General features: G+C 28.5%; 12 protein-coding genes. 11 read left to right on the top strand and 1 reads right to left on the bottom strand.

Annotated features, from left to right (window positions below; translation table 11 throughout):
• Nucleotides 1–197 precede the first annotated feature (197 nt).
• The 8 genes from CLCHR_RS04085 to CLCHR_RS04050 all read left to right on the top strand — a co-directional run bounded on the left by CLCHR_RS04085 (nucleotide 198) and on the right by CLCHR_RS04050 (nucleotide 11,257).
• Nucleotides 198–908 carry a PilZ domain-containing protein gene (locus tag CLCHR_RS04085; RefSeq protein ID WP_079438414.1) on the top strand — a complete coding sequence of 237 codons (711 nt, stop codon included), beginning with the start codon at nucleotides 198–200 and terminating at the stop codon, nucleotides 906–908.
• Nucleotides 895–1,614, top strand: coding sequence for a histidine phosphatase family protein (locus CLCHR_RS04080; protein ID WP_079438413.1), 720 nt, complete (start codon nucleotides 895–897; stop codon nucleotides 1,612–1,614). Before CLCHR_RS04085 ends, CLCHR_RS04080 begins: the two co-directional genes overlap by 14 nt.
• Nucleotides 1,615–1,948: 334 nt before the next feature.
• Nucleotides 1,949–4,015: a sensor histidine kinase gene (locus CLCHR_RS04075; protein WP_079438412.1), complete on the top strand. Its 2,067-nt coding sequence runs from the start codon at nucleotides 1,949–1,951 to the stop codon at nucleotides 4,013–4,015.
• Nucleotides 4,016–4,215: 200 nt separating this feature from the next.
• On the top strand, nucleotides 4,216–5,262 hold the full coding sequence (locus CLCHR_RS04070; RefSeq protein WP_079438411.1) for an HD-GYP domain-containing protein: 1,047 nt from the start codon (nucleotides 4,216–4,218) through the stop codon (nucleotides 5,260–5,262).
• A 531-nt stretch (nucleotides 5,263–5,793) separates the two neighbouring features.
• Nucleotides 5,794–6,651 carry a YitT family protein gene (locus CLCHR_RS04065; protein WP_079438410.1) on the top strand — a complete coding sequence of 286 codons (858 nt, stop codon included), beginning with the start codon at nucleotides 5,794–5,796 and terminating at the stop codon, nucleotides 6,649–6,651.
• A gap of 205 nt (nucleotides 6,652–6,856) precedes the next feature.
• On the top strand, nucleotides 6,857–8,020 hold the full coding sequence (locus CLCHR_RS04060; protein ID WP_079438409.1) for an acyltransferase family protein: 1,164 nt from the start codon (nucleotides 6,857–6,859) through the stop codon (nucleotides 8,018–8,020).
• 106 nt (nucleotides 8,021–8,126) lie between these two features.
• Nucleotides 8,127–8,633 carry a GNAT family N-acetyltransferase gene (locus CLCHR_RS04055; protein ID WP_079438408.1) on the top strand — a complete coding sequence of 169 codons (507 nt, stop codon included), beginning with the start codon at nucleotides 8,127–8,129 and terminating at the stop codon, nucleotides 8,631–8,633.
• Nucleotides 8,634–8,905: 272 nt separating this feature from the next.
• Nucleotides 8,906–11,257 carry a PAS domain-containing sensor histidine kinase gene (locus CLCHR_RS04050; protein WP_079438407.1) on the top strand — a complete coding sequence of 784 codons (2,352 nt, stop codon included), beginning with the start codon at nucleotides 8,906–8,908 and terminating at the stop codon, nucleotides 11,255–11,257.
• Nucleotides 11,258–11,365: 108 nt separating this feature from the next.
• Here the strand turns inward: CLCHR_RS04050 and CLCHR_RS04045 are convergent, their stop codons facing one another.
• A complete protein-coding gene (locus CLCHR_RS04045; RefSeq protein ID WP_079438406.1) occupies nucleotides 11,366–11,755 on the bottom strand; it encodes a thioesterase family protein in 390 nt (129 codons plus the stop codon).
• A gap of 211 nt (nucleotides 11,756–11,966) precedes the next feature.
• Here CLCHR_RS04045 and CLCHR_RS25125 point away from each other — a divergent pair, with 211 nt between their 5' ends.
• The 3 genes from CLCHR_RS25125 to CLCHR_RS04030 are packed head-to-tail and all read left to right on the top strand — an operon-like array spanning nucleotide 11,967 to nucleotide 14,238.
• The gene (locus tag CLCHR_RS25125) at nucleotides 11,967–12,338 is read left to right on the top strand and encodes a hypothetical protein (protein ID WP_079438405.1); all 372 of its coding nucleotides are present in this window, start codon (nucleotides 11,967–11,969) and stop codon (nucleotides 12,336–12,338) included.
• Between the two features lie 58 nt (nucleotides 12,339–12,396).
• The gene (locus tag CLCHR_RS04035; RefSeq protein ID WP_079438404.1) at nucleotides 12,397–13,578 is read left to right on the top strand and encodes a glycosyltransferase family 4 protein; all 1,182 of its coding nucleotides are present in this window, start codon (nucleotides 12,397–12,399) and stop codon (nucleotides 13,576–13,578) included.
• Nucleotides 13,579–13,638: 60 nt separating this feature from the next.
• Nucleotides 13,639–14,238: a zinc dependent phospholipase C family protein gene (locus CLCHR_RS04030; protein ID WP_079438403.1), complete on the top strand. Its 600-nt coding sequence runs from the start codon at nucleotides 13,639–13,641 to the stop codon at nucleotides 14,236–14,238.
• Nucleotides 14,239–14,339: the final 101 nt, after the last annotated feature.

Here is a 14,339-nt window from a genome sequence, read left to right as displayed (position 1 = left end):
TCTTAGTATATAAGGTGTTTTTTATCATTTAAATATTGTTTCCTATCTATTTAAATGATGCTTAAAAGGTGTTATGATATTTAAAAGTATGACAACAAATTTAATAGGTAAAAAGCGGAATTAAGAAATTATATAATATATTCTTTACTTAATTTGGAATATGAATATGTTTTGCCTGGTAGGAAGAAGTGATATTTATGGAACTTATAAATTTAAATAGTATACAAGAAAATGGTATAGTTAAATTCATTACACCTAATAAAACTTTGTTTGATGGTGTAATTAGAAAGATATCTAGTGAATATTTAGGAATTTCAATTAACATAAAACAAAAAGAGTTTATAAGGTTAAATAAAAATGAATCTGCTGAATTTATTATAGTTTATGAGCATAAGGCTGTAAGATGTTCTTCAGTTGTACTTGGCTGTAGTCAAAATGATTTTGAGCAATCTGTAATAATAAGTGTGCCTAAACCTATAGTATTCATTGAAAGAAGAGAGTTTGAAAGGTTGTCTGTTGTTTTGGATATAGAATATTCACCATTTCCACTTGGTGTAAAATATAAGGATTTACATAATGTAGAGGATCATTATTTTACAACTTTAAAAAAGACTTATACAGTAAATATAAGTGGAGGAGGAATATGTATTTTAGTTCCAAAAGATGAAATAGATTTTAAATATGGACTTATATCAATGCCTTTGAAAGATGAAAAAATCGTAGCGCTATGTGAAAAATTAAGAAGTGAGCCGTTTAATAATCCACAATATGATAGACTCGTTTACAAGTTTAATGATATAAAACCAAAACATAGGCAGCTAATTATAGATTTCATTTCAGAGAAGTTTAAAGAGGAACGTCAGAGTGGATTCGGTTTAATTATGGAGGGTAAAGATGAGCAAGAATAAAGGAGAAGTTACTTTATATTTAATGAGACATGGACAAACTATTTTGAATAAGGCTGGAAGGACACAAGGGTGGTGCGATGGAGTTCTAACAAAAGAAGGGCTTGAAGTAGCCGTAAATGTGGGACTTGGGCTTAGTGATGTTAAGTTTAAAGCCGTATATAGTAGTGATTTAGGTAGGGCTGTTAAGACTGCAAGAATAGTAATAAAAGAAAATACAGCAAGTACTAATTTGAAATTAGTGGAACTTGAAGGTTTAAGAGAAGTATGTTTTGGGAAATATGAAGGAGAGAAGGAAGTGATAATGTTTAATGACATTATGAATTTTCTTAATGTAAGTTCTATTAAAGAGGCGGTAGAGAAATATGATTTTCAAAAAGAATATTGCAATTCATGTGCTGAGTTAGATGAAACAAATGAGGCAGAAAATTATGAAACTGCATTAAATAGAGTTATGAGAAGTATAAAGGATATATGCGAAGAAAACTCAAATGAGGATGGGGGAAACATACTTGTCGTAGTCCATGGAGGAATGATCAGACTAATTATTGATCATTTAGACAAGAGTTTTAACGTAAGAGATATGGCTAATTCTAGTATATCTAAGATTATTTATAAAGATGGAAAGTTCACTGTTGAATCTGTAAATGATACTAGCTATAGTGAGAAAGGAAAGGCTATAAAATTCAGTAGCTATAAAAGAAGCTAGAAAAATGGTCATCTCATCTAGTTTATTTGTGTACAGGCCATTCGAAAGCGGATTAATTTAGTTATGCTCGCCACAAAATTGTGGTGATTGAGGTTTGGCGCCTAATTATAATAATATTAAATCTGATTAGGAGGTTACATTTCTATTTACTGGCTCTATAAATTAGAGCATATTGAAAATAGAGGTAACCTCCTTTTTAGTATTATAAATCAATCTATTTATCTTTCAATTGGATACATTTACATGTTTATGTATAAGTAGTAAAATAGGAATTGTGGGGAAAGGGATAAAATCAAAAGATAATTTGTTGAAAAACATTATGAGGAGGTATTGTATGAAAAGTATAAGGAAATTCAGAGAGCTTCTAAATTCAATTAAGTTTGAGGTATTAATAGAATGGAGCTTTTTTTCAATTTTTATGATATTTCTATTTTGGATTAATTATTATAATAAGTTGTTCTTTCATACGGCAATTGAGATATTTATTAACTTTATTTTTGTAGTCGTATTTGTATTTGCTTTTAATACTTATAGAATTCATAAAAATAGTTTCTTATTAGTTCTGGGAACGGGTTACTTTTTTGTAGGAGTATTAGGGATTTTTCATCTATTATCATTTCCAGGAATGCCGTTCCTAAGTTATATAGACGGTATGAAGACGGCATCTCAATTTTGGATTTCTTCAAGATATATGGGCGTTTGTACATTTCTATTAGCTAGTATATTTATGTGGAAACCTGATAAAAAAGTTAATCCTTACACTATATTTATTGTTTATTTTTTTATTACTATGTTTTTGGTAATATCAATATTAGCGGCCAAAGTTTTCCCAGAATGTTTCATTGAAAATGTAGGACTTACACCTTTTAAAGTGATTAGCGAGTATATTTTGTGTATAGCTTTTTTATCTATAGCGGCCATATTTTCCACATTAAGAAAATATGTTAGTAGATATCTGTTTATCTGTATTGAAGGCTTTCTTATATTATCAGGAATATGTGAAATGTTTTTTATAAGTTATATAACTCCATTTGAGTGGACAAATATCATAGGACATATAATGACAGTTATAGCTTCATATCTTATGTACAAAGGGGTTGTTGAGGCAGGATTGAGAAGGCCTTATAATATTATAAATGAAAATTTAAATTTTGCTGATAATAGGGCAAAATTATTTGAAGAAATAATATTCACAAATCAACAATGCTTTAATATGGTAATTAACAACTCCGATAATGCTATTTTTGTTATTAGTGATAATAAATTGATTTTCGCAAACCAAAGAATGAGTGAACTCCTAGGCACAAGAAATTTGGAAGACATTATTGGGTTAGATGTTGGAAATATATTAGTTGATGAAATGAGAGATGCGGCGTTTGAACGAATTAACAATGCAGTTTTTAATAAGGGAAGTACTCCGTTTACAGAGAGTAAACTATTGAGACTAGATGGTAAAGTGGTCGATATTGAGGTTACAAATTGCTTTTGTATGTATGAAGGAAAAACTTCAGCGATGGTTATGTTTAGGGATATTACTCCAAGGAAGCAAATACAACTTCTTGAAAATCATATATTAGAAAATAAAAGGCAAATAAATAAGACAAATGAACTAAATAAAATGATGACAGAATTTTTTTCTAATATATCCCACGAGTTGAAGACACCTTTAAATGTAATACTAGGAGCTGTTCAGATATTATCATTACCTTCAAAAGAAAATGGTAATGAGATAGAGAATTTAGCAACAAGTAAATATCTAAAGACAATAAAGCAAAATTGTTATAGACTTGTAAGGCTTGTAAATAACCTTATAGATATATCAAAATTTGATTCTGGTTACTTTAAAGTTGATTTACATAATCACAATGTTGTAAGTGTTGTTGAAGATATAACCTTATCAGTGGTGGATTATGCGAGGAATAAAGGAATTGAATTATTATTTGATACTGATGTAGAAGAAAAAGAAATGGCAATTGATTTAGATAAAATTGAAAGGATAATATTAAATTTATTGTCTAATGCCATTAAATTTACTAATAGGGGTGGACAAATACTTGTAAGTCTGTTTAATAAAGGGGATAAAGTACTTATTTCAATCAAGGATAGTGGAATAGGAATGCCAAAAGATAAACTAGATATGATTTTTGAAAGATTTGGGCAAGTAGAAAAAAACCTTGCACGCAATAAAGAAGGTAGCGGAATAGGGCTATCTCTTGTAAAATCAATTGTAGATATGCATGATGGAAATATTAAAGCTTTAAGTGAGGATGGAAAAGGAAGCGAGTTTATTATTGAATTACCTGTTAGATTAGTTGAAGTTAGACAAAATTCTGATGGGCATTTATATGAAAGTAAAGTAGAAAAAATAAGTATTGAATTTGCGGATATATATTCATTATAAGTTAATAAAAGATATGATTAGAAGATAATATTGTCTATATATTCTGTTAACAAAGAAATTACTTGGTGATAAAGTAAGGAAAATTACGTCCTTAAATTAATTTGCGGTAAATGACATGTAAAATTATATTATTATGTTACTGCTATTAATAACTTAATTGACACCAAGGTGCAACATAAAAAATAGAGGGAATGAGATAAATGAAACATATGATGTTAGTATTCAATTGTAAGTCAGGAATGATTTTAGCCGAGGATATAATACATAATGGGGCAAAGCTTGCTTCAAGAAATACAGTACTTAATTCATATATTATTGACAAATTAATTGGTTTGGGGGAGCTTAAGGTTAGCGTTTATGTCGCAGAAGACATAGATAATTTAGATAAAAACAATCATAGTATATTGAAAAAATTTAAACACGAATATGGGATAAATATTCATTTAATGAAAAGAGTATTAAATGAATTAATAACTGAAACTAAAGTTAATGTCGATGATGTTTTGCAAATATCCAACTTTATAGTTAACTATTTAGATGAGCCTAATACATTAATTGAGTGTTTAAACTCATTAAAGGAGGCAGATGAATATACTTACACGCACTGTTTAAATGTAGCTATATACTCGATGCTTATAGCAAAGTGGATGAATTTATCCTTTGAATCAATTATAGATGTTATTCAGGCTGCACTTCTTCATGATATTGGAAAAATAAAAATAAGTAACGAAATTTTGAACAAACCTAGTAGGTTGACTAAAGAAGAATTTGATGAAATAAAAAAACATTCGATTTTGGGTTATGCTATAGCCAATAAACATCATGGTTTTAATGAGAATATAAAAGAAGGAATTCTTATGCATCATGAAAGAATTGATGGAAGCGGATACCCATTTGGTAAAAAGGGAATGGACATAGCGTTAAGTGCAAAGATTGTCGCAGTAGCTGATACTTTTGATGCTATGACTTCAAGTAGAGTATATAAAAAAGGTGTAACTCCATTTAAAGCTTTTCTAATGTTCATAACTGAGGGAATAAATCAATATGATATCTCTGTTATTTTTGCATTACTAGAGAATATAAGTGCATATTATATAGGCATGAAAGTAGAATTTGAAGATGGAAGGATTGGCGAAATTGTGTATATACCGCCTAATGATGTACTATGTCCAATAGTGAAAATTGATGATGAGCTTATAGATCTTTCAAGAGAATCAGGGTTTAATATAATTAATATTTTTAATTAATGATTTCTTAACAAACTAAAAGTGATTTTAGAGGGTATAAAGGCACAAAAGAATGAAGAAAAATGATTTGCATTATAATTAAGTATAAAATAACCTCATGAGTAAGTAAAATCTTCTATGGGGTTATTTTATATAGTATTTTATAGACTAGTTTATTATTAGAATTGAGTATTCATAGGTATTAAACAGTATAGGATTTGTGCAATTGTTGGTGTCAAAGTAAAAAAAGTTGAGAAGGAAAACTCTCAAGTATCATCTAGAATTAGGGAAAAGTGTTTTTGGGTTAGTGTACAGTATAGTGTGTAAAAATATGTTATAATAAATTAGAAAGAGTATAAAATAACGCTCTATAATTCCAAAACATTCAAGTGTAAATTTGAGAAAAAATTTAATTTTATATGAAAATTGAAATATTTTCATATGTATAGTAGATTAATGATTAGGTGAGATCATAATTGAATATTAAATGAAATAATAAAATATAGTAAATTATATATTATCAAATAAAAAATAAAATTGGGGGGATGATTAATGTTAAAAAAGTACAAACATGCTTTAGAAAATATTAATAAAGTATTTTTTATGATGATTGGAGCAGCTCTAGCATCAATAGGGCTAGAAATATTTTTAATACCTAATAACATAATTGATGGAGGAATGACGGGAATATCTATAATGGCAAGCTACTTAACTAAGGTACAGCTTGGAATTTTTATATTGATATTTAACTTACCTTTTGTCATTATAGGGTATAAACAAATAGGAAAGACTTTTGCCCTTTCAACTATATTCTCAGTAATATGCTTTTCAATAGGGGTAACTCTTCTTCATCCTATTTCAGGCATAACACAGGATATCCTTTTGGCAACAATATTTGGTGGTATTATACTAGGCGTAGGAGTAGGTTTAATTATTAGAAATGGTGGTTCATTGGATGGAACTGAAATTGTTGCTATAATACTTGATAAGAGAAGTGCATTTTCAATAGGTGAAATAGTAATGTTCTTTAACCTATTTATATTGGGAAGTTCGGGTTTTATTTTTGGATGGGACAGAGCAATGTATTCTCTATTAGCTTACTTTATTGCTTTTAAGGCGATAGATATTACAGTTCAAGGACTTGATGAATCGAAAGCTGTAATAATTGTTTCAGATAAAAATAAGGATATTTCCGAGGCAATAATAGATAGACTCGGAAGGGGGCTTACTTTTTTAGAAGGAAAGGGAGCATACAGTGGAAATGAAACAAATGTAATATATGTAGTATTATCAAGACTTGAAATAGCAAAGTTAAAAAATATTGTAAATGGTTTTGATGAGGATGCCCTAATTACAATTACAAGTGTCGAGGGCACTGGAAAGAAGTATAGAAAGAAAGCTATACATTAAGCAGTTAATAAAATTGTTTTTCTAATCAAACGAAGACACCGTAATACACTAAGAAACTACCGTATTACGGTGTTTTTTTATCTAAAAAAAGATATGGAGGTTTTTGAAAATTTTGTGTAATTTACAAATTATGTTATAATATGAATATATTTTAGTAATGAGGGCAAAACAATAATAGTTTAAAAAATTATAAGTGAGGATTAAAATGAAGCAGATAACTCGAAGATATGATCTTGATTGGCTCAGAACAATAGGCGTTTTAGTAGTAATTCCTTTTCATTCATTACTAATGTTTAATATGGATCCTGGTGCCATCGTATATGTAAAGGATACTATTGATGTAAAACTTTTTAATATATTGGATAGAATTCTTCATTCATTTCATATGCCTCTTCTTTTTGTAATTGCAGGTATGTCTGTTTATTTCTCATTGCAGTGTCGTACAAAAACTAAGTATATAAATGAAAGAGTAAGAAAGTTACTAATTCCTTCTTTGTTTGGTTGTATAATATTAAATCCAGTAATGACATATATATATTTAATATCAAAGAATGAAAATGTATCATTTTTAAATCATTTGTTGAGGTTTTTCACTAAGAATCCAGGGGATTTTGTAGGATTGACTGGTGCTTTCACGCCAGCTCACTTATGGTTTGTAATTTATCTTTTAATATTTTCTTTAGTGGGGTTGCCTTTTTTTATGAAAATAAGTAAAGGTGACTTTAATAATTTGTTATTTAGACTTGGAGATTTTTTAGAAAAACCATTAATGCTTATATTAGCAGCTATACCTGTTACAATTTTTTCAGCAATTAATATTTTGGGTGATAAGAATCCTTTAGTTTATTTTGCTATATTTTTCATTGGTTTTTTGCTAGCAGCTGATGATAGGTATCAAAAATCTATTATTAGAGATAAATGGATATATTTAATTCTAAGTATTATTTTCGTATATTTAAAGTTTAATATACCACATACATTTGAGACGTGGTCTCCAATTTGGTGTATTTATGGGATTTTTAATTCTTCAACAACAATTGTATCTGTATTTGCACTTCTTGGATTGGCAAATAGATTTATCAACAAAAATACAAGGGTATTGGATTACTTATCGAAAGCTTCATTTCCTGTGTATATAATTCATATGCTTATAAATACAATGGTTGGTTTTTGTATCATAAAGCTTAATATAATCCCAGAAATTAAATTCATATTGATCGTTGTAATTACATTTACAGCCTGCTTTCTTGTTTATGAATTTATAAAGCGTGTGGAATTTTGGTGTTATATATTTGCTATTAAATCAGAGCAGAAGTTATCAGAGGAAATTAAGCCTAAAGAAATATATGATGAAACTAAATTATTTTAGATGTCTACTATAAATCAATCTCTGAGGGAGATTATGTTTATAGAATATTTATAAAATGTGATATGATAAACTTATATAATTTGAAAATTACAAAGGAGAAGTAAAAGTGAAATTTAGACAATCTGTTAAGAAAGATGTTGATAGAATAATGGAAATTATTGAACAAGCTCAGAATTATTTCAAAGAACAGGGGATAGACCAATGGCAAAATGGATATCCTAATCCAGAAGTTATTTTAAATGATATAGATAATGGACATAGTTATGTCTTGGTTAAGGATAATAAGATTATCGCAACAGCAGCAGTTTCTTTCGATGGAGAAATAACTTATAATACTATTTACAATGGAAAATGGTTGAGCAATAATGAATTTGCTGTAGTTCATAGAGTAGCAGTTGATAATGCGTACAAGGGACAAGGCTTATCGTCTGTCATTTTAAATAATGTAAAGGAAATTTGCTTAGAGAAAGATATGTATAGCATTAAGATAGATACTCATAAAGAAAATATATCTATGCAGAATTTATTGAAGAAAAATGGTTTTGAGTATTGTGGAGTAATCTTATTAGAGAATAAAAGTGAAAGAGTAGCTTTTGAAAAAATACTTGTATAGTATTTCTTTTAAAGTGAATTTTTTTGCGGTAGATGAAATTGTCAAAAGGAGAAACAAATTTCAGAAGTCACTAACTGTAATTTTATAGGTAGTGACTTTTTCTTTTAATCTAGGAGTGAAGAATTTTTATGGAATGAGAAATTAGTTGCATATAAAAAGTATAAATATACAACATGTTTAACTTTTAACTAGAAAGACATATAATGATGTGGTAAAATATTACTTATCGGTGTAAAATTACAAAAAAGGTTGTTGGATTTGGGGGTATTATTATGGGTGGAAAGGGTTCGGGTATTTCTATGGATAAAATTCCTTGTGTATTAGTAAAAGAGGATAAAGTTATTGAGGTGAATGAAGAATTTATAGAAATGACTGAATATAATATGGATGAAATAATTGGTAAGAATATAGAAAAGGTATTTAGCCTCTTGAGGGGCGGTCCGTGCATTGATGCTAAAAACATTGATGAAAAAGCCGACTATTTTTTATTTACAAAATCTCTTGAAGTAAGGTATATTAACATTGAGATAGTTATAGAAAAGGAAGAGATAAGGTATATTATAATAGAAAAGCAAGGTTCAAAGTTTGAAATTAAACACTCATATTTATCTCAGTTATGTAAATCAAACGACATCGGGGTTGCAGTTTATAGCGTACCTGATATGGTGCTTATTAAAGCAAATCAGAAATATTTAGATTTCCTAGAACCACCATTTAACAAATCTTATTATAGCATAGGAAGGAAAATAGAAAAGATTATAACAAATTGGAAAGAAAGTCATGTAGCAGAATTTTGGCAACAAGCTATATGTACAGGAGAATTAGTTCAAATAAATGAGTATGAACATATTGGTTATGAAAGAGGCATTACTTATTGGAACTCTATAATCACACCAGTACTTGAAGACGGAGCGATAAAATATGTGGTTAGTAATACTTCTGAAGTTACAGAGCAAGTTCTTAATAGGAAAAGAATTCAGGAGCAGATGGAGGTAATTAATCTTCAAAATAGACAAATGGAAGCAATATTTGAGAGTATGCCAAAGGGCATTTTTGTTAATTACAAAGATGCAAACATACTTCTTCAAAATGATGTGGTTAGAAAAATAATACATAGTCCAAGTAAGTTAAGAGTATTTAATGATAGTCATAAATATATAAAATATTTCACTATGGATGGAAAATCAATAGATTTTGAAGAAACACCATCATTTCGTGCATTGAGTGGAAAGAAAATTAAGGATGAACGAATTATTGTGAGATGTAGTAATAAAGATATGGTTTTAGATGTAAGTGCTTCACCTATTTATGATGAAGAAAATAATGTATTGATGTCTGTTGCGTCTGCTAATGATGTTACAGAGTTAGTAAACAGCCAGATAGAAATTAAAAATCAGAAGGAACAATTGAAGGCAATTATTGAAAATATGTCGGATGGATTAGTTTTGATTGATAAAAGTGGTAAATTAACAATGCTAAATAAATCAGCTGAAAAATATTTTTATACTATGGAAATTATGGGAGAAGATCGAGATAATAGTGATATAACGTATTTTGATATTAGTGGAAATGAACTAAGAAAAGAGGAGCTTCCATCAAAAAGAATTATAAAAGGTCAGATAGTTACAGAGTTCAGAATTCTTGTGAAAAAACATAATAGTGATATATATATATGTATTAATGGTAATCCGGTATATGATGATAACGGAAATTTTTTATTTGGAATAATGTGCATGAAGGACATTACTGAAAAGGTAATACAAGAAAAGATTATACGATTACAACAAGATTCAGTTCTACGAGCCGAACGAGAAAAAAATGAAGCGCTTGAAAAAACTATAGCAATGAAAGATGAATTTCTATCAATAATTTCACATGAATTTAGAACTCCTCTTAATGTTATTAATTCTGCAGTTCAAGCTATGAAATTCATATGTAGTGATGATTTATCAGATAAAGCAAAAAAATATTTGAGCATGATAAAGTTGAATACATATAGACAGCTAAGATTAGTAAACAATCTTTTGGATGTAACTCTCGCAAGTGCAGGAAATATTAAAATTAATAAGAGAAATCTAGATATTGTATTTTTGACAGAAGCAATCGTAGATTCTGTCAAAACATATGCCGCCCATAAAGATATTACATTAACATTCATAACTTTATGTAAAGAAAAGGTAATAGGTATTGATGATGAAAAATATGAGAGGATACTTTTAAATATTCTTTCCAATGCTATTAAGTTTACACCAGCTAATAAAAGCATAACAGTAAGACTTGGTGTAAAAATTAATAATGTATATATAGAAATTGAGGATAAAGGAATAGGTATACCTAGTGAAAAAATCGATACCATTTTTGAAAGGTTTGGACAAGTTGATAGTTCATTATCCCGCCAAGCAGAAGGGACAGGCATAGGTTTATCAATTGTAAAGAAATTTGTTGAAGCTTTAGGCGGAAGTATATCAGTTAAAAGCGAGATTGATAGGGGCAGCACCTTTACTATATTTTTTCCTAATGAGGAGATTGCAGAAGATATAAGTTGTAAGACAATAGATGATTTACTCAGTGATAATAAACTTGTACAAATTACTAAAGTAGAATTTTCAGATATCTATTTATGAAAAGACAACAAATAGCTTAATAGAATATTTTTATTTTCAATGAAAAAAGGGTTATATTTAAAGAAGTCAATTCTTTAAATATAGCTCTTTATTTTAGTAATGAGAGATTTAATTATTTTCTGCTTTTTTCATAAACTCTTCTGCATTCACTATAAATCTTATATGTGAACCTTTTCCTATAGTACCTCTTTCATCTTCAGCAATTACTTCAAAAAATAGTTTTTTTCCATCTACTTTTATAAGAGTTGAATTACATTTTATATTCGCGCCAAGTGGAGAAGATTTAATATGTTTAACATTAATTTCAATTCCTACTGTGGTATAGCCTTTTGGAAGTCTCCCAGAAACTAAATCCTTAGCGGTGTTTTCCATAAATGCAATCATAGAGGGAGTTGCGTAAACTTCTAAATCTCCTGATCCCATTTTTATTGCTGTATCATTTTCAGTAACCGTTGATTCTTTTACAATCGAAGACCCTTCTATTAAATCAAATTCCATTTAACATCATTTCCTCTCTAAATTAAAATCATTAATATGGTTGAATATTTGGTTTTTATTAACACCATATTACTAAAGAAGCTTGTATCTTTCAAGTATAAAAAATAAGCTAATATATTAATGCATGTATTAGAGCAAAAAATTCACAAATATACAAAAAGTTAATAAAATAGAATTGAGTTAATTATTTCTAGGAGAATTAAGAAGATTTATGGAATTAAATAATAAAGATAATGAAGGTTTACAGGAAGCGATTAAAGGGGTAAGACTAGCGGTTCAAGGGGAAAGAGAAGATGAATTATTTTATGATTACCTAATTGAGGAAGCACCATCTATGGAAAGCTCGACCAATAATAATATGGAAGACACACAAAATAACACTATGGGTGACTTTGTAAATACTAATATGGTAAATGTGATTAATAATGGTATGGGAGCTCCACAGAATAATACAGAAGGAAACAATACAAGTATTAAGAATACATATATATATATTCCTCATCCTAAAAATTTAGAACCACTTTATTATTTTAACAAAACTTTTATTTTAATTTATATATTATTTAACTTTTGTGTATTTTGATTTTACTTTTATATTTTATACTTTAATTATAAATAGGATAAATTAAGGAGAAAAGTAAATGAATATAGGACTTTTTACCGACACATATTACCCTCAAATTAATGGGGTAGCAACTTCTGTGCTAATCTTAAAAGAAAACCTTGAGAGCCGTGGGCATAAAGTGTATGTATTCACAACAACAGATCCGAAAGCTGATAATGAAGAGAAAAATGTATTCAGAGTACCAAGTATTCCTTTTGTTAGTGCAAGGCGTGTTGGAATGTTCTATAATCCTAGACTAGCAAAAATTATAAAGAAGCTAGGACTTAATTTGATTCACACTCATACAGAATTTTCACTTGGAATTTTTGGGAGGGCTATGGCTAAGGAATTAAAAATACCGTTTATTCATACCTATCACACAATATATGAAGATTACACTCACTATATTGGGAAGTTTAAAGTGCTAGATCAAATTGCAAAAATAGGAGCTAAGAAAATAAGTATAAAATTCTGTAATTCTGCAGATAAAGTAATAGTACCAACAGAGAAGGTGAGAGAGCTGCTTCTATCATATGATATAAGACAAAGTATTTCTATTATTCCAACTGGTATTGAACTTAATAAGTTCTCAAAGCATAATTACAATGCTGATATAATACAAAAATTACGTATAAGTCTAGGTATTAGAGAAAAGGATAAGATTTTACTCTATATTGGTAGAATATCAAAAGAAAAGAATATCGAGGAAATAATGGTTGTTATGAAAGATTACCTAAGAGATAAAAAGGATGTCAAATTTGTTTTAATTGGTGATGGACCAGAAAAGTGTAATTTAGAAGATATGGCACAGAAGTTTGAAATTAGTGATCAGACGATTTTTGCAGGAGAAAGGCCATGGCATGATATTGGTATGTATTATCAAATAGGAGATGTTTTTGTAAGCAGCTCCCAAAGTGAAACTCAAGGTCTTACCTATATTGAGGCACTAGCATCAGGGTTGCCTGTTGTGGCTAAGGTAGACAAATGCTTGAAAGGTGTAATAGAAAATAATATAAATGGATATCTTTTTAATGGAAAAGAAGAATTTATAAACTCTTTAGATTCTATTCTTATTAATAACTTTAGAAAAGAAAAATTGTCACTTGGAGCTATAAAATCCATAAAAAGTTTTTCTGCTGAACATTTTGCTTATACAGTAGAGAGACTATATAAAAATATGATTTTAAATCAAGATGGATATGAAAAAATATCAGTATAGGAATATATAAACTTTATATTTTAAAATAAATTATCTATTAGTTGATAGGAGAGTTTAATTATGAAAGTAAAAACTCATGTTAAATTAGCAGAATTGGCATTCAATAGCAATACACATATTATTCCACAGGGATTTTCAAAATTCGCGTTTAATTTTGGACTTGTTATGGTAGATAATAGCTGGCTTGTAAAAACTCATCCACACTACATGCAAAAGTCTTTAGAATACATTATTGAAAAAATAGGAAAGCTTCTCTTGATTAAAAAATTTAATGCTTATCATTCTATGCAGCTTGGTATAGTTGTTCATTATCTTTGTGATTTTTGTTGCAATGCACACATATTAGGTACAGTTGGTAATATTCCCAATCATATAAAATATGAGCGAGATTTACAGAAATATTTGTTAGAGAACTATGATAATTTGATAGAGCACTTTAAAAAAGCATTAGGCAATAGAAAGTTTATTTCACATGGGTTAAGTTCAATAAAAAGTTCAATTGAAAATACATTAGATAACTATATTAAAGGTGAGGCATCTTATTTATTAGACATTAAGCAATGTGTTGAACTCACTTCAATTGTATGTTCTAATATATTCAATTTAAGTTTCGACCTAGCACATAATCTTAAATTTCGTGCAAAACAAATTCAAACGTAATCTCGGTTATATGCAAAGTTTAGTAACAAAATATATAATAAGATTAAATCAATATTTATACCCGAGAAAAAAATATAGTGAAAGTTCATTGGACTTGAAAA

Origin of the sequence: Clostridium chromiireducens (assembly GCF_002029255.1) — a bacterium.
Taxonomy (GTDB): Bacteria; Bacillota; Clostridia; order Clostridiales; family Clostridiaceae; genus Clostridium; species Clostridium chromiireducens.
The sequence above is the reverse complement of the archived record's forward strand: the minus strand, read 5'-3'. Positions and strand labels throughout refer to the sequence as shown.

Coding starts and splice junctions, on each gene's coding strand:
- CLCHR_RS04030 (WP_079438403.1), top strand. CDS start 13,639: ATGAAAGTAAAAACTCATGTTAAATTAGCAGAATTGGCATTCAATAGC.
- CLCHR_RS04085 (WP_079438414.1), top strand. CDS start 198: ATGGAACTTATAAATTTAAATAGTATACAAGAAAATGGTATAGTTAAA.
- CLCHR_RS04080 (WP_079438413.1), top strand. CDS start 895: ATGAGCAAGAATAAAGGAGAAGTTACTTTATATTTAATGAGACATGGA.
- CLCHR_RS04075 (WP_079438412.1), top strand. CDS start 1,949: ATGAAAAGTATAAGGAAATTCAGAGAGCTTCTAAATTCAATTAAGTTT.
- CLCHR_RS04045 (WP_079438406.1), bottom strand. CDS start 11,755: ATGGAATTTGATTTAATAGAAGGGTCTTCGATTGTAAAAGAATCAACG.
- CLCHR_RS04070 (WP_079438411.1), top strand. CDS start 4,216: ATGAAACATATGATGTTAGTATTCAATTGTAAGTCAGGAATGATTTTA.
- CLCHR_RS04035 (WP_079438404.1), top strand. CDS start 12,397: ATGAATATAGGACTTTTTACCGACACATATTACCCTCAAATTAATGGG.
- CLCHR_RS04060 (WP_079438409.1), top strand. CDS start 6,857: ATGAAGCAGATAACTCGAAGATATGATCTTGATTGGCTCAGAACAATA.
- CLCHR_RS04065 (WP_079438410.1), top strand. CDS start 5,794: ATGTTAAAAAAGTACAAACATGCTTTAGAAAATATTAATAAAGTATTT.
- CLCHR_RS25125 (WP_079438405.1), top strand. CDS start 11,967: ATGGAATTAAATAATAAAGATAATGAAGGTTTACAGGAAGCGATTAAA.
- CLCHR_RS04050 (WP_079438407.1), top strand. CDS start 8,906: ATGGGTGGAAAGGGTTCGGGTATTTCTATGGATAAAATTCCTTGTGTA.